Annotated in this window: 17 protein-coding genes; 6 read left to right on the top strand and 11 right to left on the bottom strand. The window is 63.9% G+C overall.

All coding sequences use genetic code 11. The features are described from left to right. Window positions 1–160 precede the first annotated feature (160 nt). From I6F31_RS35190 to I6F31_RS35180, 3 genes are all read left to right on the top strand, one after another. Complete coding sequence (locus tag I6F31_RS35190; RefSeq protein WP_036023897.1) at window positions 161–730, top strand: class GN sortase; 570 nt, start codon at window positions 161–163, stop codon at window positions 728–730. 134 nt (window positions 731–864) lie between these two features. After that, complete coding sequence (locus I6F31_RS35185; RefSeq protein ID WP_225186955.1) at window positions 865–3081, top strand: acetate--CoA ligase family protein; 2217 nt, start codon at window positions 865–867, stop codon at window positions 3079–3081. A gap of 158 nt (window positions 3082–3239) precedes the next feature. Continuing rightward, complete coding sequence (locus I6F31_RS35180) at window positions 3240–4070, top strand: MlaD family protein (protein ID WP_036023901.1); 831 nt, start codon at window positions 3240–3242, stop codon at window positions 4068–4070. Between the two features lie 194 nt (window positions 4071–4264). Here I6F31_RS35180 and I6F31_RS35175 read toward each other — a convergent pair whose 3' ends face one another. From I6F31_RS35175 to urtA, 9 genes are all read right to left on the bottom strand, one after another. Further along, window positions 4265–7306 (bottom strand): autotransporter domain-containing protein, encoded by a 3042-nt coding sequence (locus tag I6F31_RS35175; RefSeq protein ID WP_225186954.1) that lies wholly within the window; start codon window positions 7304–7306, stop codon window positions 4265–4267. Window positions 7307–7688: 382 nt separating this feature from the next. Beyond that, complete coding sequence (locus tag I6F31_RS35170) at window positions 7689–8729, bottom strand: aliphatic amidase (protein WP_225186953.1); 1041 nt, start codon at window positions 8727–8729, stop codon at window positions 7689–7691. Window positions 8730–8763: 34 nt separating this feature from the next. Further along, complete coding sequence (locus tag I6F31_RS35165; RefSeq protein WP_225186952.1) at window positions 8764–9141, bottom strand: zinc ribbon domain-containing protein; 378 nt, start codon at window positions 9139–9141, stop codon at window positions 8764–8766. A gap of 110 nt (window positions 9142–9251) precedes the next feature. Further along, window positions 9252–10481: a formamidase gene (gene fmdA / locus I6F31_RS35160; RefSeq protein WP_028133835.1), complete on the bottom strand. Its 1230-nt coding sequence runs from the start codon at window positions 10479–10481 to the stop codon at window positions 9252–9254. Window positions 10482–10508: 27 nt separating this feature from the next. Continuing rightward, entirely contained in the window at window positions 10509–11198 is a 690-nt protein-coding gene (urtE, locus tag I6F31_RS35155; protein ID WP_225186951.1) for an urea ABC transporter ATP-binding subunit UrtE, read from the bottom strand. Window positions 11199–11266: 68 nt separating this feature from the next. Continuing rightward, on the bottom strand, window positions 11267–12022 hold the full coding sequence (urtD, locus tag I6F31_RS35150) for an urea ABC transporter ATP-binding protein UrtD (protein ID WP_057025953.1): 756 nt from the start codon (window positions 12020–12022) through the stop codon (window positions 11267–11269). A gap of 10 nt (window positions 12023–12032) precedes the next feature. Next, window positions 12033–13175, bottom strand: coding sequence for an urea ABC transporter permease subunit UrtC (gene urtC / locus I6F31_RS35145; RefSeq protein ID WP_225186950.1), 1143 nt, complete (start codon window positions 13173–13175; stop codon window positions 12033–12035). Between the two features lie 17 nt (window positions 13176–13192). Next, window positions 13193–14119, bottom strand: a complete 927-nt coding sequence (urtB, locus tag I6F31_RS35140) for an urea ABC transporter permease subunit UrtB (RefSeq protein WP_036002129.1) — start codon at window positions 14117–14119, stop codon at window positions 13193–13195. Between the two features lie 143 nt (window positions 14120–14262). Next, entirely contained in the window at window positions 14263–15522 is a 1260-nt protein-coding gene (gene urtA, locus I6F31_RS35135; RefSeq protein ID WP_036002134.1) for an urea ABC transporter substrate-binding protein, read from the bottom strand. A gap of 169 nt (window positions 15523–15691) precedes the next feature. Here urtA and I6F31_RS35130 point away from each other — a divergent pair, with 169 nt between their 5' ends. Both I6F31_RS35130 and I6F31_RS35125 read left to right on the top strand, forming a co-directional pair. Then, window positions 15692–19063, top strand: a complete 3372-nt coding sequence (locus tag I6F31_RS35130; protein WP_225186949.1) for an ATP-binding protein — start codon at window positions 15692–15694, stop codon at window positions 19061–19063. After that, the gene (locus I6F31_RS35125; protein WP_225186968.1) at window positions 19053–19973 is read left to right on the top strand and encodes a response regulator; all 921 of its coding nucleotides are present in this window, start codon (window positions 19053–19055) and stop codon (window positions 19971–19973) included. The genes I6F31_RS35130 and I6F31_RS35125 overlap by 11 nt, the downstream gene beginning before the upstream one ends. A gap of 230 nt (window positions 19974–20203) precedes the next feature. Here the strand turns inward: I6F31_RS35125 and I6F31_RS35120 are convergent, their stop codons facing one another. Further along, entirely contained in the window at window positions 20204–21706 is a 1503-nt protein-coding gene (locus tag I6F31_RS35120; protein WP_192893038.1) for an NAD(P)/FAD-dependent oxidoreductase, read from the bottom strand. Window positions 21707–21832: 126 nt separating this feature from the next. After that, entirely contained in the window at window positions 21833–22591 is a 759-nt protein-coding gene (locus I6F31_RS35115) for a trypsin-like serine protease (RefSeq protein ID WP_036023917.1), read from the bottom strand. Window positions 22592–22695: 104 nt separating this feature from the next. Between I6F31_RS35115 and I6F31_RS35110 the strand changes: the two genes are divergently transcribed. Continuing rightward, window positions 22696–23331, top strand: a complete 636-nt coding sequence (locus tag I6F31_RS35110) for an HAD-IA family hydrolase (protein ID WP_036002146.1) — start codon at window positions 22696–22698, stop codon at window positions 23329–23331. Window positions 23332–23370 lie beyond the last annotated feature (39 nt).

Here is a 23370-nt window from a genome sequence, read left to right as displayed (position 1 = left end):
CCTCTGTTAGCGCGCGCGGCTGCCCGTCCCCTCCAAACGGCCGCGCGCGCCTTTTTTCACTGTCATTGCGAGGAGCGAAGCGACGAAGCAATCCAGACTGCCGCCGCGGAGACAGTCTGGATTGCTTCGCTTCGCTCGCAATGACGGGAGACGAAACACAATGTCCCGCTTCATCTCTCCGCTGGTCCTCGCGCTTGTCGGCCTCATCCTGTTCGGCGACGGCGCCTATATTTACGCCAAGGCGTGGCTGGCGCAGGTGCTGCTGGAGCGCGCCTTCGACAGGAGCATTGCCACGGGACAGGCGGTAAAGCCCTGGTCCTGGGCCGACACCTGGCCGGTCGCGCGGATCGAGGTGAAGCGGATCGGTGCCAGCGCCATCGTGCTGGAAGGCACGAGCGGACAAGCGCTCGCTTTCGGGCCCGGTCATATCCAGCACACGGCTGATGCGGGCGAACGCGGGATCGCCGTCTATGCCGCCCATCGCGACACTCATTTCCGCTTCCTGAAGGATGTTGCCATTGGCGACGTCATCGATGTCACGCGCAGTGACGGTCGACACTTTCGCTATCGCGCGGATTCCTCGGCCGTGGTTCGCTTCGATGCATCCGGCATCGATCCCATGGCACAGGGTTTCGAGCTTGTTCTCGCGACCTGCTGGCCATTCGATGCCGTCACATCCGGCCCCGAGCGCTACATCGTGCATGCGACATTGATTGGCGCCGACGGATAGAGCGCCGATCGGACTGACACGCACCGGTGCGCGCTTCATTCCACCACACGGCATACCAGCCACACAGTTGCCAAAGGACTCGCCATAGAACAGAGTGACGCGACAGCAATAAGAACAACAGGTGAGGTCACGCCATGGAAGCCCGTGTGTCTGCTGCGCCCGCATCACGTCCATGGTCTCCGCCGCCCGATGCCAGCGACATCGTCAAGGGCATCCACGCAATGCTGCACCCGCACAACATCGTGCTGGTGGGCGCGACCGACAAGCCCGGCAATTATGCCGAGCGCATCTGGAACAATCTGATCAAATATGGTTTCGAAGGCGGGCTCTATCCGGTCAACGCCAAGCGCGACACCGTCTGGGGCGTTCCCTGCTACAAGGACTTTGCGAGTCTTCCGGAGAAGCCCGATCACGTCCTGGTGCTGGTGCCTGCGCGCTTTGCCGTGCAGGTGATCCGCGACGCCGCCGCAGCCGGCGCGCGGTCGGCCACCATCGTCACCTCCGGCTTCAGCGAGCTGCAGGATGACGAAAGCCAGAAGCTCGCTGCCGAATTGCAGGCTGCGGTGCGCGAGACGGGGCTCGCGGTCACGGGCCCGAACTGCCTCGGCAATTTGAGCGCCGGCGAGAAGCTCTTCACCAATATCGACGATCGCATCGTCACCATGGAACAGGGCGCGGTGGCGATCGCCGGCCAATCCGGCGCGATCGTCATGGCGATCCGCCAGACGCTGGAAGACCGGGGTGTCGGCGTCGGCTACATGGTGACCACGGGCAACGAGGCCGGGCTCGAGACGCCGGATCTGATGCGCTATTTCGCCGAGGATCCGAGCATCAAGGTGATCGTCGTCTATCTCGAAGGGGTGCGCAACACCAAGGCGTTCCGCGATGCCTGCAAGGCGGCACGCGCGGCGAGCAAGCCGGTGATCGCGCTCAAGCTCGGCGCCTCCGAAGGCGGCCGCGCCGCGGCGATGGCCCACACCGGCGCACTCGCCGGCTCGATCGAGACGTTCGACGCGATCGCGACGCGCGAAGGGGTGATCCGGGTCGGCGGCCTCGACGAGCTGATCGAGACCACCGAGTGCTTCGTGCACGCGGCCGTTCCGAAAGGCTACCGGCTCGCCGCTGTGACGCTGTCCGGCGGCAAGCGCGGCATGCTGATCGACGCCTTCTATGCCGCAGGCCTGAACTTCGCGCCGCTGAGCCCGCATGTCAGCGCGGAGCTGGCGAAGATGCTCGGCCCCGGCTCGATCGTCGGCAATCCGCTCGATGCTGGCTTTGCCGCAGTGGTCGATCCCTCCGTCTACATGAAATCGATCAAGCTGATGATCGACGACCCCGATATCGACATCGTCATCGTCGATGCCGAGCTGCCGAAGGCGCCGCATGAGCTGCGCGAGCGCAATTTGCGCATCGTCAACGAGATGGCGAGCCAGGCGGGCAAGCCGGTGATCTACATCAGCGCGATGTCGATCGGCTTCACCGAATACACCAAGGACTTGCGGAAGTCGCTGCCGCATCTCGCGGTGATGCAGGGCATGGACCGCGCGGTGACCGCGATCAAGTCGCTGCTCGCCTATGCGAAGCTGCGCAAGGAGGTGCCCGATATCGTCTCGAGCTCGAAACCCGCCGCCCGCGCCGTGCTGGAGAGGACGTTGAAATCGGCGACCGGTGCTGCGCTCGACGAGGTCGCCTCGAAGAAGCTGCTCAAGGCCTACGGCATCCCGATCTCGAAGGAGGCGATCGCACAGACCGCGGCGGACGCCATCAAGATTGCCAAGCAGATCGGTTTTCCGGTCGTGGCAAAACTCGTCAGTGCGGAGATCCTGCACAAGTCCGACATCGGCGGCGTGGTGCTGAACCTCAACAGCGCAGCCGAGGTGAAGAAGGCGTTCGCCGACATCACCGCGCGCGTGGCGAAGCTCAAGGGCAAGCCGAAGCTCGACGGCATCCTGATCGCACAGCAAGTCAAGGCCGAGCTCGAGCTCGTCGTCGGCGCCTCGCTCGATGCAGAGATGGGCCCGGTCGTGCTGTTCGGCACCGGCGGCATCGATATCGAGCTGATGAAGGACGTCGCGCTCGCCGGCGCGCCGCTGGATGAGAGCGAGGCACGGCTCCTGATCGGCCGCACCAAGGCCGGCGTCAAGATGCGCGGCTATCGCGGCAGGCCGGTCTTGCACGAGGCCTCGGCGGTGAAGGCGCTGGTCGGGCTGTCCAACCTGATCGCGGATGCGGGCGATCGCATCGCCTCGATCGACATCAACCCGTTCCTGATCAACACCAGGACGGGCGTGGCCGTCGATGCCCTGATCGTGCTGAACAATGCTGCGGCAAAGCGGGCGGCCGGGCATTGACGTCGCGCCGTGCCGTAGGGTGGATTAGCGCAGCGTAATCCACCAATTCATCCCCAGGCGTACGAGAGATGGTGGCGGGTTACGCTTCGCTAACCCGTCCTACGTAACATCGCGGGCTCCTTCCAACTTCCCCGCTTTGGCCGTAAAATCGCCCCTGCATGGCACGCGCGAGCAATCTTGTGATCGGAACGGCAACGCTGGCGGCGATCGCCGTGGCGTTCGGCGGCCTGCTCGGCGCGCAGAAATGGCGCACCATCCAGAGCCGCAGCCAGTTGCGCGTGGTGTTCGAGGGCGGCTCCGCCAGCGGGCTGCGCCGCGGCGGGCCGGTCAATTTCGACGGCGTGCCCGCCGGCCAGATCCTGTCGATCAAGCTGGATAGTCCGCGCAGGATCGTGGCACTCGTCATGCTCGACAACACCGCGCCGATTCGCAAGGACACCGTGGCCGGAATCGAGTTCCAGGGCCTCACCGGCATTGCCGCGATCTCACTCATCGGCGGCGCCCCCTCTGCACCGCCGGTGCCGCTGGACGCGGACGGCATCCCGGTGCTGACGGCCGATCTCAGCGACGCCGAAACCATCGTCGAAACCCTGCACAGCGTCGACCGCACCATCGTGAACAACGCCCCCGCAATCAAGGAGGGCCTGCACACGTTCGAGACCTATACCGCCGACCTCAGGAGCAAGGGCGCCGAGATCGATTCGGTCATGGCCAAGGTCGACAGCGCCTTTGCGGGCTTCGACAAGGCGGTCGCCAAGATCGAGGGCGCGGTGCCGGGCTTCGTCGACGGCAAGGCCGACGAGCTGTTCGAGAAGATCCAGGGACTGCACGAGCTTGCCGGCACCATGAAGAAGAAATCGGCGGCCTACCTCGACGACATTCGCCGCTCGCTGCTCGACGTCAGCGAGGCCGCCAACAAGATGAGCGGCACGCCGGCGCCGCCGCGGCCCCCGCGCCCGCCGCGCAGGCCCACGGAGCAGAAGCGGTAGTGCTTACCCTCCCCTGGAGGGGGAGGGTCGATCGCGCGAAGCGCGAGCGGGGTGGGGTGATCTCTCAACGCGGGCAGTGTGAACTGCGGATGGACTGTCACCCCACCACGGTTCGCATTGCGCTTCGCTGCATGCGAACCGATCCTCCCCCTCCAGGGGAGGATGGCAATCCCGCCGTGGCCTATCAATCGCGCCTACCACGCGTAGCGCACGAGGCCCTTGCCGGCGTAGGAGCGGGTGACATTCGAGAACTCGCCCTCGAAGGTCGCCGACGCGGACCAGCCGTTCATCCAGTTCATCTGAGCCGATGCCGTGGTTAGCGCCGAGTCGCGCGCCTGCGCGGCGCCGTTCACCACGAAGGCCGATCCAGGCAGGGTCTGAAACACCGCGCCGATGCTGCGATCCGGGTTGTAGTCATGCGCCCAGGCGAGACGGCCGCGCAGGGTCATCAGGCCGCCGGCCGCGGCAAAGGACCGGTCCGCGCGCAGGCCGAGCTCGGAGCGCGTGCTGGTTACATCCTTGGCGGCATAGTTGAGCGCGAAGACGTTGCTGCCGACCACGGCCGCCTCTGCATAGGAGGGAAGGCTGAACAAGATGGCCTGGAGCGCGGCGTAGGGCGTAACGCCGGCCCATTGCATGGCGTAGCGATAACCGCCCTCGACGCGGCCCGAGAACGCGTTGGTATTGAACTGGGCGCGCAGCTGGTCGAACCCGGCCGCGGTGACGACGCGATTGGTGGTGACGTCCTGCCAACCATAGGCCAGCGCAGCCGTGACATAGGCGGGCCCAGTGGTGTGGCGCACGAACGCGCCGGCCTGGAACAGATCGGAACGGCCCCAGCCAAGGCCGTTGACCCCGAAGCTGGTGCCGCCGCCGGCAAGCGCGAAGCCGGCGAGCGTCGACGGCGAGAAGCGGTAGTCGAGGCCGACGGCCGTGCCGTAGACGCTGCTGGTGGTGTCGTTCGAGCCGAGAGCAACATGGCCGTCGGTAGCCTGCGAGCCGCCATAGCCGGCCGCCCACACGTCCCAACGCTGCTCGAAAGTCGCGGCCGGCGCCTTGCGGTAGATCGAGGCAAAGGCGTCGCGCGCGTCCTGGCGACGTGCGGCGTAGGCATTTGCGGTCACATCGCTGGCATATGGCGTCGCACCTGACATGCCGCCCCGTCCCGAATTGTAGACATCGGTGAGCAGGCCGAGGAACAGGTTCATCGCGTTGAACGTCGTCTGCTGCGAGCCTGTCGCGGACTCGCCGGAGGCCTGCGTCAAGCCCTCCGGGGTGAGGTTCGCGAGGGCAACAGGCAGGCTGCCGGTGGTGTTGAAGACACGCGTCAGGGCGTTAGCGACATTCTGCTGGTTGATGTTGAGGCCGCTGCCATAACCCAGCGCAAGGTCGAGGAAGACGTTGTTGGGGTCGTAGCTCAACGTCGCATGCAGGTTTGGCGACAGGCCCGTCACGACCGGATTGAAAGTATCCGGCAGCGTTCCCGCCGTCAGGATCGTATAGTGCTTTGCGATCGAGCCGGTCGGCACCACGACGACGGTGGCGCTGTTGAGCGTCGCCGTTCCGGTCACGACTGCGACGCCGTTGCTCGCTCCCGAGACCTGCACCATGTAGCTCGACGCGGTAGCGAAGGTGAGATCGCCGGTCACGTTGAGCGTTCCCGTGGGACTGCCCGGTGCCAGCGCGCCGCCATTAACGACGATGTTGTTGACCGTGCCGACGCCGCCGAACGTGCCGGCGGCGACGGTCACATTGCCGTTGATCGTGCCTGCGAGGACGAGCGTTCCACCGAGAACGTTCCAGTCCTGATTGCCTATGCCGGTCACAGTCCAGGCCGAGCTGTCGATCTTGTTGAAGGTCGAGAAGCCGTCGTACTGGAGGCCGGTTCCGATCAGGCCGAGATTGAACGTGTCCTTGCCGCTGCCACCGAGCTGGAATGTGTCGGTGCCGGATGCAAGAACCTGCCCGTTGATGATGCTGCCCGGGCCGAGCGTGAGTATGCTGTTGCTACAACCGCAAAGATCGATCGCGGCGAAGCCGGTTGCCGCATTGATCGTGCCGGAGTTGAAGACGCTGCCGCCATTGCTCAGACTGATTCCGACGCCATTAACACCGACGTTGATGGTACCGGTATTGACGATCTGGTTGGTCGTCGAGATCGTGGTCGCATAAATGCCGGTGCCGATGTCGCCGACTGTGATCGTGCCGCGATTAGTTACGACGTTGTCGTCACCAAGCAGCGTCATGCCGTATGCGCCATCGCCTCCGACAATGGTGCCGTTGTTGGTGAGCGTGCCCGACACGCCGGTCAGACCAATGCCCATGCCTCCTACACCCACATTGACCGTTCCATTCTGGGTAACGACGGCGAAATTGCCCTGCACTTGCATGCCGGCCGTGGAATCGACCCCAGTGACCGTTCCGGTATTGGTCACCTTCGCATTATGGCCGATCACGGCGATGCCCATGCCGAACTGCGCGACGCTGATGCTGCCAGCGTTGCTGACTGTCTCGGTGTTGCCCTGCGCAAAGATGCCGGTGGCGCTCTGACCGACGGAGATGCTGCCGGTCGCTGCGTTCGTGACGGTATTGCCATCATTGATCGCGAAAATTCCGCCGGAACTTCCGATCGAGGCGCCGACCGAGACTGCGCCCGCATTGGTGACGCTCGCATTGCCGAAAACGTAGATGCCGATCGTGTTGTCCAGGCCCGTGATCGTGCCGCTGGCGGAATTGGTGATCGTGTTGTTCACGCCGGCGAAGATACCGGAGCTTCCGGCGCCCACGGACAGCGCGCCGCTATTGCCGATGACGTTGTTGTCCTGGACCGAGATCGCTGCGCCACCATCACCCGTGTTGATCGTACCATTGTTGGCGATGGTGTTGTTGCTCAGCAACGAAATTCCGAGACCGTTGCCGATTACCGTGACGTTGCCGTTGTTGGTCACGGTGTTGAGATTGCCGCCATTGATGCCGGTGAGGCCCGAGCCGGCCGACACGGTCCCGTTATTGGTAACGACGTTGGTGTCGTTGACGTTGATCGACGCCGTGCCGTTGTCGTTGACGGTCGCACCCGTCAGCACATTCACAGTCAGGTTGGTGACGCCGCCGCCGGCTGCAAAACCATCAGCATCGCTGCCGCTGCACGTCACCGTCTGCCCGCTCGTCGCCGGGTCGGGTGCGCAGTCCGCCCGCGCCGATGTCGCGGGCAGGCCAAGGCTGAAAATGACCGTCACGACAGACGATGCGACCACGCCAAGACGCAACCCACCTCGCCCGCTCGATGGCAATCGAACGCCCACCCCAAAGCCCTCAATGGCGCTCCCAGCGGCGCCGCCGGTAAACTAGGCGACCGGGTCCACCCGTGGAACTACGGAATCGACGGAATCACCGTACGAAGGCGCAACCTGGGTTGATTCAAAAGATCATGTTGCAACTGCGCCACGCTTTTACCGCGCAGAATGATCAATTCGCGCACGGGCGTCGTGTGCGACCCCAATGCCATATGGACGACCGTTCACATCGACGGCGCAGCACGCGAGACATGCCGTTGGCTCCGAGCTACCGCGACAGGCGGACGCGCCTCGAGCCGCTCAACGTGGCGTGGCCGATAATGGCTTAATAGTTGGACGCCGCCGCGCCGTTCGGGATGCCGTCGATCGGGCATTCCTCGGTGCCCGGCGTCGAGCGGGTCATTGCCTCGACCATGTCGCGCGTGCCTTCGGGATCCCTGATCCAGTTCTTGTAGAAGTCATACGGGCACACGGCGACGCCGCGCGGGCTGTCGCCGGAATTGATCATGCCGGTGTAGCCGCGGTGAACCAGCTTGTAGAGATGGTTCTGCGACTGGCCGTTGCGGCGCGCGTCGCGGATCAGATGCTTCGACAGCTGCGCGTACTGGATGCCGTAATCCTCCTCGCCGCATTCGCCGAGCGTGCGGCCGTCGAAACCGATGATCGCGGAGTGGCCGAAATAGGAGTAGACCCCGTCGAAGCCGGCGGCATTGGCGACCGCGACATAGACGTTGTTGGCCCAGGCCATGGCCTTGGAGATCATGACCTGCTGCTCCTTGGCCGGATACATGTAGCCCTGGCAGCGCACGATCAGCTCCGCGCCCTTCATGGCGCAGTCGCGCCAGATCTCCGGATAATTGCCGTCATCGCAGATGATCAGGCTGACCTTCAGACCCTTGGGCCCCTCGGAGACATAGGTGCAATTGCCGGGGTACCAGCCTTCGATCGGCACCCAGGGCATGATCTTGCGATACTTCTGCACGATCTCGCCCTTGTCGTTCATGAGGATCAGGGTGTTGTACGGCGCCTTGTGCGGATGCTCCTCGTGGCGTTCGCCGGTGAGCGAGAACACGCCCCACACTTTGGCCTTGCGGCAGGCTTCCGCGAAGATCGCGGTCTCCTCGCCCGGCACCATCGAGGCCGTCTCGTACATCTCCTTGGCATCGTACATGATGCCTTGCGTGGAATATTCCGGGAAGATCACGAGATCCATGCCGGGCAGCCCGACCTTCATGCCGACGATCATGTCGGCGATCTTGCGGGCGTTGTCGAGCACCTCGGCCTTGGTGTGCAGGCGGGGCATCTTGTAATTGACCACCGCGACGCCGACCGTGTCGTTGCTGCTGGAGATGTCACCGTGAAGCATGTGGAGCGCTCCTGTTGTCTGATGCTGGCGTGGGTTAGTGGCTGATCATCCAAGGGCGTGCGGTCGGAAAGCCCTTGGCGCCGCTTTTGGTCTTGGTCATCAGCCGCGCCGGCTTTGTCCTGTCCGCCGCGCTCTTGTCCTTCACGGTCTTGCCCGAGGAGCAGCAGCCGCAGCCCGGGCCGTGCGAGGCCTTATATTGCGCCAGCGTCTGCGGCGCGTGCGTGCTGCGTTCGTTGACGGCGTGCGCCTTGCGCTTCTCCGCCGGCATGCAGAAGAAGTTCGGCGCCGTCAGGATGACGCGGGGCGCCATCGTCTCGCAGTGTGGGCAGCTCTGCGGATCGTCGCATTCCGCCATCGGGCGCAGGTCCTTGAAGGGACCGCAATCGTCACAGAGATATTCGTAGACCGGCATCGCATCACCTACGCTCTTGCCTGTTCACACAACTCGCTGCCACCGTGCGTGTGGAGACAGCCCCTCACCCCGGCCCTCTCCCCGTGAGAACGGGGAGAGGGAGCGCGGCGTCATTTGTCCGGCGAGATCGGCATCTGGATGTCGCCGGTGATGTGCTTGATGGGTCCGGCCGCCGACGGCATCACGTCGAAGTCGAAGATCTCGGTCGGCAGCCACAGCGTGGCGCAGGCGTTGGGTACGTCGACGACGCCGGAAATGTGGCCCTGGCACGGCGCGGTGCCGAGGATCGAATAGGCCTGGGCGCCGGAATAGCCGAACTTCTTGAGATACTCGATCGCATTCAAGCAGGCCTGGCGATAGGCGATGTGGACGTCGAGATAGTGCTGCTTGCCGGCCTCGTCCACCGAGATGCCCTCGAAGATCAGATAGTCCTTGTAGTTCGGCGTGATCGGCGATGGCTTGAAGATCGGATTCTTGATGCCGTATTTCGACATGCCGTCCTTGATCACCTCGACTTTCAGGTGCAGCCAGCCGGCCATCTCGATCGCACCGCAGAAGGTGATCTCGCCGTCGCCCTGGCTGAAGTGCAGGTCGCCCATCGAAAGGCCTGCGCCGGGGACGTAGACCGGGAAGTAGATCTTCGAGCCGCGCGAGAGATCCTTGATGTCGCAATTGCCGCCATGCTCGCGCGGCGGCACGGTGCGCGCACCCTCGGCGCCGATCTTGGCTTTCACATCGCCCTTGGCGCGGCCGCCATGGGCGGTCGGCGCGAACGGCGGATTGGCAAGGCCGGGCACGCGGGTCGGGTTGGTCGAGATCAGCTCGGCCTCGCGCTTATTCCAGGTGTCCAGCATCTTCGGATCGGGCAGACAGCCGATCAGGCCAGGATGGATCAGACCGGCAAAGTTGACGCCGGGCACGTGACGCGATGAGGTGTAGAGACCCTTGATGTCCCAGATCGACTTCTGCGCCAGCGGGAAATGGTCGGTGAGGAAGCCGCCGCCGTTCTGCTTGGAGAAGAAGCCGTTGAAGCCCCACAGGCTCTCCTTGAGCGGACCGACGTCGAGCAGGTCGACGACGAGAAGGTCGCCGGGCTCGGCGCCCTTGACGCCGATCGGGCCGGAGAGGAAGTGCACGATCGACAGGTCGATGTCGCGCACGTCGTCGGCGGAATCGTTGTTCTTGATGAAGCCGCCGGTCCAGTCATAGGTCTCGATGATGAAATCGTCGCCGGGATTGACCCAGGCCACGATCGGGATGTCGGGGTGCCAGCGGTTGTGCACCATGTCGTTTTCATAGGCCGACTTGGTGAGATCGACCTTGATCAGTGTCTCTGGCATCGAGATGCTCCCCTTTTACACGGTTGGTTAGACGGACAGATATTTCGAGACCTGCGCGGCATCGACGGCATCGCGCGGATCGTCGCGCACGATCTCGCCGTTCTCGATCACCAGCACGCGATCGGCGATGTCGAGCGCGAAACTGAGGACCTGCTCGGACACGACGATCGACAGCCCCTTCTCGTCGCGGATGCGCTTCAACGTGCGCGCCATCTCCTTGATGATCGAGGGCTGGATGCCTTCGGTCGGCTCGTCCAGCAGCAGCACCTTCGGCTTGGTGGCGAGCGCGCGCGCGATCGCCAATTGTTGCTGTTGCCCGCCGGAGAGATTGCCGCCACGGCGGCCCTTCATCTCCAGCAGCACCGGGAACAGTTCGTAGATGTCGTCAGGCACCTCGGAGCCGCCGGAGACGACGAGCCCGGTCTCGATGTTCTCCTTCACCGTCATGGTGGAGAAGATCATGCGGCCCTGCGGCACGTAGGCGAGACCCTTGGCGACGCGCTCAAAGCTCTTGAGGTTGCCGAGCTCGGCGCCATCCATGTTCACCGAGCCGCTCTTGGCCGGCAGGATGCCCATCAGCGACTTCATCAGCGTGGTCTTGCCCATGCCGTTGCGGCCCATGATCGCAACGATCTCGTTCGCCGCGACCCTGACGTTGAGCCCGTGCAGCACCTCGCTCTGGCCGTAGGCGACGTGGAGATCGGAAATAGCCAGCATCAGCGTGCTCCTTGCTTCTTGCGCATGATCTTGTCCGGAAACCGGACGCCACTTTCCGGGATCATGCGCTAGTGACCGAGGTACACTTCGATGACCTTGGGATCGTTCTTCACCTTCTCCATCGTCCCTTCCGAGAGGATCTGGCCCTGGTGCAGCACGGTGACCTTGTGCGCGATGTCCTCGACGAACTTCATGTCGTGCTCGATCACCAGCACCGAACGGTTCTTGATGATGCGGTTGAGCAGCTCGGCGGTCTTGGCGCGCTCGGACACGCTCATGCCGGCGACGGGCTCGTCGAGCATCAAGAGGTCGGGATCCTGGATCAGCAGCATGCCGATCTCGAGCCACTGCTTCTGGCCGTGGCTGAGCTCGTCGGCATAGGTGTTGAGCTTGTCCTTGAGGAAGATCATCTCCGCGACCTCCTCGACCCGCTCCTTCACCAGCTGGTCGCGCTGGAAGGTCAGAGAGCCGAACACGGTGCGGCCGCGCGGAAACGAGATCTCGAGGTTCTCGAATACGGTGAGATCCTCGAACACCGACGGCGTCTGGAACTTGCGCCCGACGCCGGTCTGCACGATCTCGTTCTCCTTCATCTTCGTGAGCTCCTTGCCACGAAACTGGATCGAGCCCGAGGTCGCCTTGGTCTTGCCGCAGATCAGATCGAGCACCGTGGTCTTGCCGGCGCCGTTGGGGCCGATGATGACGCGGATCTCGTTCTCCTCGACATAGAACGAGAGATCGTTGACCGCCTTGAACCCGTCGAACGAGACGGTGAGGCCGGAGACCGCGAGCAGGAAGTCCTTCGGCTGATGACCGATGAGCATGATCGCCTCCTCACTCTGCCGGCGCGCCGTCGGCGACGGAATTGTCGGTCCAGTTCTCCTTCGCCTTGCGCGAGGCGAACAGCCGGTCGATGCGCGGCTGCACGTAGTCGGCCCAGAGCCCGGACAAGCCGTTCGGGAAAGCGAGCACGACGGCGATGAACAGCGCGCCGAGGCCGAACAACCAGAGTTGCGGGAAGGATTCCGACAGGCTGGTCTTGGCGAAATTCACCAGGATCGCGCCCCAGACCGCGCCGAAGATCGACATCCGCCCGCCGACCGCGGTGTAGATCACCATCTCGATCGACGGCACGATGCCGACGAAGGATGGCGACATGAAGCCGACGTTGAGCGCGAACATGGCCCCACCGATCGCGGCGAAGACCGCGGCCATGCAGAAGGCGAAGATCTTGAAATTGGCGACGCTGTAGCCGGAGAAGCGGACGCGATCCTCCTGCTCGCGCATCGCCACCAGGATACGGCCGAGCTTGGTCAGGCGGATGAACTGCGCGATGCCGATGCAAGCGAACAGCAACACCACCTCGACGAAGTACAGGACGATCTTGGCGTGGTCGGGCCGGATGTCCCAACCCTTCAGCGTGCGCAGATCGGTCATGCCGTTGATGCCGCCGGTATAGCCCTGCTGGCCGACGATGAGGATGGTCAGGATGGCGGCGACGGCCTGGGTGATGATCGCGAAATAGGTGCCGCCGACGCGGCGCTTGAACATCGCGGTGCCGATGATCAGAGCGAACAGGCCGGGGACCAGGATGATGGCGAGGATGGTGAAGGTGAGGCTGTGAAACGGCTGCCAGAAGAACGGCAGCGCCGTGATCTGATTCCAGTCCATGAAATCGGGGATGCCGGGCGTCGACTGGATCTTGGTATTCTCGACGCTGGAGGCCTCGAGCTTGAGGAACATCGCCATGCAATAGCCGCCGAGTCCGAAGAACACGCCCTGCCCCAGGCTCAAGATGCCGCCGTAGCCCCAGCACAGCACGAGGCCGATCGCGACGAAGGCATAGGTCAGATATTTCGCGACCAGGTTGAGGCGGAACACGTCCAGCGTCAGCGGCAGGATCACGAACAGCACGGCGGCGAGCGCAATGAAGCCCATCAGTTCGGATCGGTTGAAGAAGCGTGAATTGATGATCATGACTTGCCTGCTTCTCGTTATTTGCGGACCTTGAGGGCGAACAGACCCTGCGGCCGCAGCATCAGGATGCCGACGACGGCGAGCAGCGTGAGCACCTTGGCCATCGAGCCCGACATGAAGAACTCGAGCGTCGATTGCGTCTGCGAGATCGAGAAGGCCGAGGCGATGGTGCCGAGCAGGCTGGCGGCGCCGCCGAACACGACGACGAGGAAGGTGTCGACGATGTAGAGCTGCCCCGACGTCGGCCCGGTCGAGCCGATCATGGTGAAGGCGCTGCCGGCGACACCGGCGATGCCGCAGCCAAGGCCGAAGGTGTAGCGGTCGACCTTCTCGGTGTTGATGCCAACCGCGCCGGCCATGATGCGGTTCTGCACGACCGCGCGCACCTGGCGGCCCCAGCGCGACATGTAGAGGACGTAGGCGACGGCGATGGTGATCAGCACGGTGAGGCACATCACGAAGACGCCGTTGATCGGCACCTCGATGCTGTCGGTGACGCGGAGCGAGCCCAGCATCCATTGCGGCAGCTCGACGCCGACCTCGCGCGCGCCAAACACCGAGCGATAGGCCTGCTGCAGCATCAGGCTGAGGCCCCAGGTGGCGAGCAGCGTATCGAGCGGGCGCTTGTAGAGGTGCCGTATCAACCCCCATTCCACCAGCATGCCCAGCGCGCCCGAGGCGAGGAAGGCCAGTATCATGGCGAGGAAGAAGTAGCCGCTGAACAGGCTCGGCAAATAGGCCTGGAAGAGATTGGAGGTCATCCAGGTGACGTAGGCCCCGAGGATCATGAACTCGCCATGGGCCATGTTGATGACGCCCATCTGGCCGAAGATGATCGCAAGGCCGAGCGCCATCAGGACATAGACGGAGAACAGGATCAGTCCGGCAAACCCCTGCATGACGAAGATCGAGCCGAGGTCGCCAATCGAATAGTCGCCAAACATCCATGTCCTCCGTCGGGAAAGGGTCCCGCGTCGCGAGCAGGTTCGCGACGCGGGGGCTTGAGGCATGGACTTGCGATCCACGCCAGGGAGCGGTTTTGCCTTGAGGGGGTGCGACGGGCGCCGCGACTTACCGGTAACGCTTCTTACTGGTAACCCTTCGGGAACGGATCCGGCTCGACGAGATCGGCGGTCTCGTAGATCAGCTCGAACTGGCCATCGAGCTTGGCGCGCCCCACCCGGGTCTTCGACCAGAGGTGATGGTTCTCGTGGATGCGCACATAGCCTTCCGGCGCGCCCTTGAACTCGACACCCGTAGAAGCCGTGGCGATCTTGTCGACGTCGAAAGAGCCGGCCTTTTCGACCGTCAGCTTCCACAGCCACGGGCCGAGATAGGCAGCCTGGGTGACGTCTCCGATCACGGTCTTCTCGCCCCACATCTTCTTGAACGCCGAGACGAAAGCCTTGTTGTTCGCATTGTCGAGCGACTGGAAGTACTTCATGCAGGCATAGGCGCCCGCGATGTTCTCACCGCCGATACCGTCGATCTCGTCCTCGGTCACCGAGATCGTCAGCAGTGCCTGCTTGGAGAGATCGATGCCGGCCGCCTTGAGCTGCTTGTAGAAGGCGACGTTGGAACCGCCGACGACGTCGGTGAAGATCACGTCCGGCTTGGTCAGCTTGATCTTGTTGATGACCGAATTGAACTGCGTCGAGCCGAGCGCATAATATTCCTCGCCGACCACTTTGCCCTTGAGCACGTTCTCGACGTGCTTGCGCGCGATCTTGTTGGAGGTGCGCGGCCAGATGTAATCCGAGCCGATGAAGAAGAAGGACTTGGCGCCCTTCTCCTTGGCGATCCAGTTCAGGCCGGCGAGAATCTGCTGGGTCGCTTCCTGGCCGGTATAGATGACGTTCTTGGACTGCTCGAGGCCTTCGTAGAAGGTCGGGTAGTAGAGCATGCCGTTATATTGCTCGACGACCGGCAGCACCGCCTTGCGCGAGGCCGAGGTCCAGCAGCCCATGATCGCCGCGACCTTGTCGTTGACGAGGAGCTTCTTCGCCTTCTCGGCGAAGGTCGGCCAGTCCGATGCGCCGTCCTCCTGGATGAACTTGATCTTGCGGCCGAGCACGCCGCCGGCCGCGTTGATCTGCTCGATCGCAAGCTTTTCGGCCTGGATCGAGCCGGTCTCGGAGATCGCCATGGTGCCGGTCGCCGAATGCAGGATGCCGACCGTGACCTCGGTGTCGGTGACGGCCAGACCCGTGGTGTTGACCGCCGAGGTCGCCGGCGCCTGCGCAAATGACCCGCGCGGCAGCATGGTGATGGCCGGGACCGCGGCCATTCCCATCAATAATTTGCGCCGCAGCGGCGACAACAGGCCCTTGTTTGCTTCGTCTGACATGAGCACCCCACTTTTGTTCGAGAACACGCGATTGGTGCCCGTGAGGATGGCTCGAATTTATGCAGCCCACGCATACGCAAGATCGCGTATACTGCACCGCAAAATGCCGACGTAGGCTTCTGGTACGGAATTTGCGAGGGGTCCGGGTCCGTATCGGGAGTGGGGTTAAGTGGCAGGGCGGCAGCGAATAGACCGCGTCAGGCGCCAGTACAATCAATGGGTCGCCAACCAGACGCTGGAAGATTACGCCCTGCGCTTCACCGCCAAGAGCGCGCGGCGCTGGTCCGCCGCCCGCGTCGCCAACACGGCACTGGGCGCGATCTCGTTCCTGGCGATGGAGGCGATCGGCGGGACCATCACGCTGAACTATGGCGTCACCAACGCGACTGCCGCCATCGTCGTGGTTTCCATCATCATCTTCGGCTGCGGGGTGCCTATTGCGTATTATGCCGCCAAATGCGGCATCGACATCGACCTGCTGACGCGGGGGGCCGGCTTCGGTTACATCGGCTCGACCGTCACCTCGCTGATCTACGCCTCCTTCACCTTCATCTTCTTCGCGATCGAGGCCGTGATCCTCGCCTCAGCGCTCGAGATGTGCTTCGGGATTCCGCGGCCGGTGGGCTATCTCATCAGCGCCGTCGTCATCATCCCGCTGGTGGCCTACGGCATCACGCTGATCAGCCGCTTCCAATTGTGGACGCAGCCGCTGTGGGTGATCCTTCACATCATTCCGTTTGCCGCGATCGCCTGGCACAACCCGCGCTCCTTTGCGGAGTGGCACAAGTTCTCCGGCGAGCACGGCGACCTCAACGGGCATTTCGATCTCCTGCTGTTCGGCGTTGCGGCCTCGGTCGTGTTCTCGCTGGTGGCGCAGATCGGCGAGCAGGTCGACTTCCTGCGGTTCCTGCCGCGCGACCGCCGCGCCTCCAGGGCCTCCTGGTGGATGGCGCTGATGAGCGCGGGGCCGGGCTGGATCGTGCTGGGCGCGCTGAAGCTGCTGGCGGGCTCGTTCCTCGCCTTCTTCGCACTCAGCCACGGCGTGCCGCCCGAAGAAGCCGCCGAGCCGGCGCACATGTATCTCGAAGCATTCCGCTATGTGCTGTCGCAGCCCGACCTCGCTTTGGCCTTGACCGGCACCTTCGTGATCCTGTCGCAGGTCAAGATCAACGTTACCAACGCCTATGCCGGCTCGATCGCCTGGTCGAATTTCTTCTCGCGCTTGACCCACAGCCATCCCGGGCGCGTGGTCTGGCTGGTCTTCAACGTCGTCGTGGCCCTGCTGCTGATGGAGATCGGCGTCTACAAGGCCCTGGAGCAGACGCTGGCGCTCTATTCGAACGTCGCGATCGCCTGGGTCGGCGCGCTGGTCGCCGACCTCGTCATCAACAAGCCGCTCGGACTGCGGCCGCAGCAGATCGAGTTCAAGCGCGCGCATCTCTACGACGTCAATCCAGTCGGCGTGGGAGCGATGACGATCGCGACCATCGTCTCGATCAGCGCCTTCTACGGCCTGTTCGGGCCGACCGCGAAGGCGCTGTCGGCCTTCATCGCGCTCGCCGCGGCCTTCCTCACGGCACCGTTGATCGCCTGGGCCACGGACGGCAAATACTACATCGCCCGCAAGCCGAAGCGGAGCTGGCAGAACATCGAGGCGATCCAGTGCTGCATCTGCGAGCACTCGTTCGAGCCGGAGGACATGGCCTCCTGCCCCGCTTACGCCGGCCCGATCTGCTCGCTGTGCTGTTCGCTGGACGCGCGCTGCCACGATCTCTGCAAGCCGCATGCGAGATTCCAGGCGCAGGTGTCGGAAACGCTGGGCCGGCTGATGCCGCAGCCGATCTACGCCCGGATCAACTCGCAAGTGGGCCACTATATCGGCGTGTTCGTGGTCTCCGCCGGGCTGATCGCCCTGGTGCTGGGACTCATCTATCTACAGACGTCGGCGAACGTGCACGGCGACAACGAGCTCGTGTCCGACGTGCTGTGGAAAGTGTTCTTCTCCCTCAGCATCATCATCGGCGTGGTGGCGTGGCTGTTCGTGCTGGCGCAGCAGAGCCGCCGCGCCGCCGAGGCCGAAACGCGGCGGCAGACCGCGCTGCTGATCCAGGAGATCGACGCGCACAAGCGCACTGACGCCGAGCTCCAGCGTGCCAAGGAGGTCGCCGAATCCGCCAACCTCGCCAAGAGCCGTTATGTGGTCGGCCTGAGCCACGAGCTGCGCTCGCCGCTCAATGCGATCAGCGGCTATGCGCAACTGCTCGAGCAGGATACGAGCCTTGGTGCCAAGCCGCGCGACCAAGTCCGCGTCGTCCGCCGCAGCGCCGACCATCTCTCCGGCCTGATCGACGGCATCCTGGACATCTCCAAGATCGAGGCGGGGCGGCTGTATCTGTCGCGCGACGAGGTGCGCTTGAGCGAGTTCCTCGACCAGCTCGTCGGCATGTTCCGCCTCCAGGCCGCGGCCAAGGGCATCGACTTCGTGTTCAGGCGGCCGCCGGCGCTGCCGCGGGTGGTCTATGCCGACGAGAAGCGGCTGCGTCAGGTGCTGATCAACCTGCTCTCGAACGCCATCAAGTTCACCCAGTCCGGCAGCGTGCAGTTCGTGGTGCACTACCGCAGCCCGGTCGCCGAGTTCGAGGTGATCGACACCGGCCCGGGCATCCAGGGCGGCGACCTCGAACGTATCTTCGCACCATTCGAGCGGGGTGCGCTCGGCGCGTCGCAGCCGCAGACCGGCACCGGCCTCGGGCTCACCATCAGCCGCCTGCTCGCCGGCGTGATGGGCGGGGACATCAAGGTCACGAGCACGGTCGGCACCGGCTCGACCTTCAGGGTCAAGATCCTGCTCTCGGAGGTCGCCAATCCCCAGCGGATCGCGCCGGTGGAGGCGCCGGTCTCAGGCTATCACGGCCCGCGCAAGACCATCCTCGTCACCGACGACGATCCCGTGCATCGCGACCTCCTGCGCGAGGTGCTGACGCCGCTCGGCTTCATCCTGCTCAGCGCACCCGACGGCGCCGGCTGCCTCGCATTGGCGCAGCATTGCCGGCCCGATCTGTTCCTGCTCGACATCTCGATGCCTGCCATGGACGGCTGGGCGGTCGCCGAGGCCTTGCGCGCCAGCGGCCATCATCAGGCCCGCATCCTGATGGTGTCGGCAAGCGCGCTCGAGGCTCATGGCACGCCGCTGGCGCAGCCCTTCCACGACGGCTACCTGATGAAGCCGATCGACATCCCGCGGCTGCTGGCGACGATTCGCCAGCTTCTCAAGATCGAATGGCAATACGGCTCGCATGAGGTCGCGGTGCCGTTCTGGCATCCGGAGACCGGATCGAAGCCGCCGCTGCGGCACATCGAGGCGCTGATCGGGCTCGGCCAGATCGGCTACGTCAAGGGCATCCAGCTGAAGCTGGACGAGATCGGCAGCGAGCACCCCGAGCATGCCGACTTCGTCGCGCAGATGCGGTCGCTGGTCGATCGCTTCGATCTCGACCAGTACATGGACACATTGAAGACGTTGCATGCTTATGAGCATTGAATCGAAGAAGCGCGACGTCGCGCTCGTCGTCGACGATTCCCCGGAGACGCTCCGGCTGCTCACCGACGCGCTCGACGGCGCCGGCATGACGGTGATGGTGGCGCTCGACGGCGCCGCGGCGATGCGCATCATCGACCAGATCACGCCCGACATCATCCTGCTCGATGCCGTGATGCCCGGCATCGACGGCTTCGAGACCTGCCGCCGGCTCAAGCGCGATGCGGGTCTCGCCAATGTCCCGGTGATCTTCATGACGGGTCTGGCCGAAACCGAGCACATCGTGCGTGGATTGGAAGCCGGCGGCGTCGACTACGTGACCAAGCCGATCGTGATCGAGGAGATGCTGGCGCGCATCCGGGTCCATCTCGGCAATGCCCGGCTGACCCAGAGCGCGCGCGCCGCGCTCGACGTCTCCGGCCGTTTTCTGCTCGCGGTCAATCGCCAGGGCAACGTGCTGTGGGCGACGCCGCAGGCGCAGAAGCTGCTATCCGATCATCACGGCGCGCAGACCGACGACTTCGTGCTGCCGCCGACGCTGCTGCAATGGCTCGAGCAGGCGAAGGCCAAGAGCGGCTCGAAATCCCAGGCCGCGTCGCTGCCCGATAGTCCGCAGCTCCGCTTCTATTACATGGGCGAGACCGCGCCGAACGAATTCCTGCTGCGGCTGTCCAAGGAAGCCGGCACCGCGCTGCCGCCCGAATTCACCAGCGAGCTCGGCCTCACCACGCGCGAAGGCGAGGTGCTGGCCTGGCTCAGCAAGGGCAAGACCAACCGCGACATCGCGCAAATTCTGGGCCTCAGCCCGCGCACCGTCGACAAGCACCTGGAGCAGATCTACGCCAAGCTCGGCGTCGAGAACCGGACCGCCGCGGCCGCGATCGCCGCGAATGCGACGCGGCGGAATTCTTGAGCGTGGTGTAGATGAGTTGAGGCGCTGCCAACCGAGCAAATGGTGTCGTCCCGGACAAGCGCAGCGAAGCGGAGCGCCGATCCGGGACCCATAACCCCAGGGAGTAGTTTGGCGAAGGCTCGGAGTGACCAGCTCGCTCTATAACCACCGCCTGGGAGTATGGGTCCCGGGCTCGCTTCGCGCCCCGGGACGACAGTGGCGATCGCTAACCTCGCCTTACATCGGCATCGTCAACTGTAGACGAACGCCTTGTCATCCAGGTCCGTCTTCGGGATCTCGTCCTTCTCGGTCCAGTAATCCTGGCTGTGCTGCCATTCCGGCTTGTCGCCGCGCTTGGGCAGCAGGTTCATGTTGCGCATCATGTAGCCGGGATTGAAGTTTTCCGGATCGATCCAGGGCAGGATCGGCATGTTGTGGTCTTCAGGCCGCAGCTTGACCTCGACCTTCTTTGCACCCTTCGCCTTCATGTGCCCGAGCAGCCGGCAAACGAAATCGGCGACGAGATCGACGCGCAGCGTCCAGCTGGCACGGAAATAGCCGAATACCCAGACCATGTTCGGCACGCCCGTGAACATCATGCCGCGATAGGTGACGGTGTCGCCGAAGGCGAGCGGCTTGCCGTCGATCTCGAAGGCGATGTCGCCGAGCGCGGCAAGATTGAAGCCGGTCGCAGTGACGATGACATCGGCCTCGAGCAGCTTGCCGGACTTGAGCTGGATGCCATTCTCGACGAAGCATTCGATCTCGTCGGTGACGACGGAGGCCTTGCCGCTGGCGATGCCCTTGAACAAATCGGCATCCGGAACGAAGGCGATGCGCTGCCGCCACGGCCGGTATTTTGGCGTGAAATGGGTCTCGACGTCGTAGTCGGGACCGAGCACGGCGCTGATCTGGCCGATCAGTTCCTTCTTCACCTGCTCGGGCTTGGACACGCAGAGCTTGGTGAACGCATCCTGCTCGAACAGGATCTTGCGCCGCACGATCTCGTGGATCCAGGCTTCATCGACCTGCAACCGGCGCAGCTCTTCCGCGATCTCGATGGCGTTGCGGCCGAGGCGGAAATAGGTCGGCGAGCGCTGCAGCATGGTGACATGGGCGCACTTGTCGGTGATGTTCGGCACCAGTGTTGCCGCGGTCGCGCCCGAGCCGATCACGACGACCTTCTTGTTCGTGAGGTCGATATCGTCGGGCCAGGTCTGGGGATGGACGATGCGGCCCTTGAAACGGTCCATGCCCTTCCATTCCGGCGTGTAGCCTTCGGAATGGCGATAATAGCCCTGGCACATCCAGAGGAAGTTCGCCGTGAAGGTCCTGGGCTCGCCGGTGTCGGTCGTCACGGCGTCGATGGTCCAGAGATTCTGCTCGCTCGACCAGCTCGCGGAATTGATCTTGTGCTTGTAGCGAATGTGCCGCGCGATATCGTTGTCGTCGATCACCTCCTTCATATAGGAGAGGATCTCTTCGGCGGTCGCAATCGGCGGGCCGACCCAAGGCTTGAAGCTGTAGCCGAAAGTGTGGAGATCGCTGTCGGAGCGAATACCGGGATAGCGATGTGTGCTCCAGGTGCCGCCGAATGTTTCCTGCGTCTCCAGGATGACGTAGCTCGTGCCCGGCAGCTGCTTCTGGATGTGATAGGCGCTACCGATGCCGGATATGCCGGCGCCGACGATCAGCACGTCGAAATGTTCAGAAGCCTGTTTGGCCGTGGCGTGACTGCGAACAGCGACATTCATTGTTGCTTCTATGCCTTGCTTGTCTTTGTGGCCGTCCTTTGACCGGACGGCGCGTTTCCTCCGCGACTGGCATGATCACCCGCCGCGCCTCCACTTCAAAATGACATAGATCAAGTCGCGGTCAAATCACAGTGCCGCACCCCAGCTCCGCGCGGTCTGCAAGATCCAGTCGCGATAGAGCGTCAGCGGCGTCACGCCGGTCAAGCCGCCGCAACCGGCGGCGCCGTTCGGTCCTGTCGACCAGCTGATGAGGCCGACGAGCACGGGACCGTTCGACCTGTCCTCGAACACGGGGCCGCCGGAATCGCCGGTGCAGGCGCCAATTCCGCCGCGAACACCGTTGGTTACGGGATCGACCAGACGAATCTGCAGCGTGCCGGGCTGCCCGGTTGCAACGAGGCCGGCCACGCGCGTGGTGCCGCCGCTCTTGCCATCACCGAGAACCGTGACGCCGATGCCGGCGACGACGAAGCGACTGCCGACCTGAATTGGAATCGTGGGCATGCCGACCGTCACCGTGGATTTTCCCTTCAGTGGAATTTCCAACTGCAGCAGCGCCACGTCGGCGGTGGCGCGATGCGCCTGCATCGCCTGCATGTTGAAGTTCGGATGGATCGCGACGGTGCGCACGTTCAGCAATTGCGGCTGGCCGTCGCCGCCGCGATCGACCACCTTGTAATCCGCGCCCGGCTGCACGCAATGGGCGACCGTCAACACCAGCCTCGGGGCGATCAGGCTGCCGGTGCAGAAATTGCCGCGCGAGCCGACGATGGTGACGACGGCGCGGGCGACGCCATCTGCCTGCGGCGTGCCGCCGCCGACGATGGCGTGAGCGGGCGCAGCGAGCAGCAGCGTAGCTGCGATGAGGGTGGCGAGCTTCTTCATGGGAACACGCATCGGCATCGATGAAGGCGGGCGATTGCTTCGGACTGGCTCTTGCCGATAGCGCATGCTAGCCCTCTTGGAAAGCAATTGACGAGGGCAGGACATTGGCGATCGAGGCGGTGATCTTTGATTTCGGCGGCGTGCTGACGAGCTCGCCCTTCGAGGCGTTCACGCGGTTCGAGACCGAGCGCGGCCTGCCCGCCGATATCATCCGGCGCACCAACGCCGCCAATCATCTGGAAAACGCCTGGGCCAAATTCGAGCGGGCCGAGGTCGACATCGAGACGTTCGACGCATTGTTCGCCGCCGAATCGCTCGCGCTCGGTGCGGAGGTGCGCGGCCGAGACGTGCTGCCGCTGCTGCAGGGCGATCTGCGCCCGGAGATGGTCGAGGCCCTGAAGCGCATCAAGGCGCAATTCAAGACCGGCTGCATCACCAACAATCTGCCGGCCAACGCGATCGGCAGCATGACGGGACGTTCTCTCTACATCGCCGAAGTCATGGTGCTGTTCGATCACGTCATCGAATCCGCCAAGATCGGTCTGCGCAAACCCGATCCACGCATCTACCAGATGATGGTCGAGACGCTGAAGGTCGATCCGAACAATTGCGTCTATCTCGACGATCTCGGCGTGAACCTGAAGCCGGCGCGTCAGATGGGCATGACCACGATCAAGGTGACGAGCGGGGCGCAGGCGATCGCGGAGCTGGAGACGGCGACGGGGCTGAAGCTGGGGTAGTTCGACATACGCCGTCATTGCGAGCGCAGCGAAGCAATC

The sequence above is a fragment of the Bradyrhizobium sp. NBAIM01 genome (genome assembly GCF_020194115.1).
In the GTDB taxonomy this organism is placed as follows: domain Bacteria; phylum Pseudomonadota; class Alphaproteobacteria; order Rhizobiales; family Xanthobacteraceae; genus Bradyrhizobium; species Bradyrhizobium yuanmingense.
This window is presented reverse-complemented; position numbering and strand designations above follow the sequence as displayed.

Bases quoted from the DNA above. Each gene is read 5' to 3' on its own strand.
- urtA (WP_036002134.1), bottom strand. From the start codon at position 15,522: ATGTCAGACGAAGCAAACAAGGGCCTGTTGTCGCCGCTGCGGCGCAAA.
- I6F31_RS35125 (WP_225186968.1), top strand. From the start codon at position 19,053: ATGAGCATTGAATCGAAGAAGCGCGACGTCGCGCTCGTCGTCGACGAT.
- I6F31_RS35120 (WP_192893038.1), bottom strand. From the start codon at position 21,706: ATGAATGTCGCTGTTCGCAGTCACGCCACGGCCAAACAGGCTTCTGAA.
- I6F31_RS35180 (WP_036023901.1), top strand. From the start codon at position 3,240: ATGGCACGCGCGAGCAATCTTGTGATCGGAACGGCAACGCTGGCGGCG.
- fmdA (WP_028133835.1), bottom strand. From the start codon at position 10,481: ATGCCAGAGACACTGATCAAGGTCGATCTCACCAAGTCGGCCTATGAA.
- I6F31_RS35185 (WP_225186955.1), top strand. From the start codon at position 865: ATGGAAGCCCGTGTGTCTGCTGCGCCCGCATCACGTCCATGGTCTCCG.
- I6F31_RS35170 (WP_225186953.1), bottom strand. From the start codon at position 8,729: ATGCTTCACGGTGACATCTCCAGCAGCAACGACACGGTCGGCGTCGCG.
- I6F31_RS35190 (WP_036023897.1), top strand. From the start codon at position 161: ATGTCCCGCTTCATCTCTCCGCTGGTCCTCGCGCTTGTCGGCCTCATC.
- urtD (WP_057025953.1), bottom strand. From the start codon at position 12,022: ATGCTCATCGGTCATCAGCCGAAGGACTTCCTGCTCGCGGTCTCCGGC.
- urtE (WP_225186951.1), bottom strand. From the start codon at position 11,198: ATGCTGGCTATTTCCGATCTCCACGTCGCCTACGGCCAGAGCGAGGTG.
- I6F31_RS35115 (WP_036023917.1), bottom strand. From the start codon at position 22,591: ATGAAGAAGCTCGCCACCCTCATCGCAGCTACGCTGCTGCTCGCTGCG.
- urtB (WP_036002129.1), bottom strand. From the start codon at position 14,119: ATGTTTGGCGACTATTCGATTGGCGACCTCGGCTCGATCTTCGTCATG.
- I6F31_RS35165 (WP_225186952.1), bottom strand. From the start codon at position 9,141: ATGCCGGTCTACGAATATCTCTGTGACGATTGCGGTCCCTTCAAGGAC.
- urtC (WP_225186950.1), bottom strand. From the start codon at position 13,175: ATGATCATCAATTCACGCTTCTTCAACCGATCCGAACTGATGGGCTTC.